Genomic DNA, 254 nt, shown 5'->3' on the forward strand with positions numbered 1-254 from the left:
TGCATCGACGATTGTGCCGGAGCGCAGACGTTGACCCTTGCGCGCCAGATACGCGTTGACGGCGTCCAGCATCCGCGCGGTCAGGCCGTGGGTTTCCAGCAGGCGGCGAAAGTTGAGAATCGTGGTCTCGTCGGGCACGTTGTCCAATCCGCCTAGCTGGGCAAAACGCCGCAAGGTCGGGATCTCATGCAAGGCTTCTTCCATCGCCGGATCGCTCAGCGCGTACCACTGTTGCAGCAGATGAATCCGCAACA

The 254-nt window shown here is 61.4% G+C and carries 1 protein-coding gene; it reads right to left on the reverse strand.

From position 1 onward, the window contains the following. Nucleotides 1-254, reverse strand: a 254-nt coding sequence (locus XpopCFBP1817_RS21465; RefSeq protein WP_146090235.1) for a transposase, incomplete at both ends; no start/stop codon positions are given.

Source organism: Xanthomonas populi, assembly GCF_002940065.1.
In the GTDB taxonomy this organism is placed as follows: Bacteria; Pseudomonadota; Gammaproteobacteria; order Xanthomonadales; family Xanthomonadaceae; genus Xanthomonas; species Xanthomonas populi.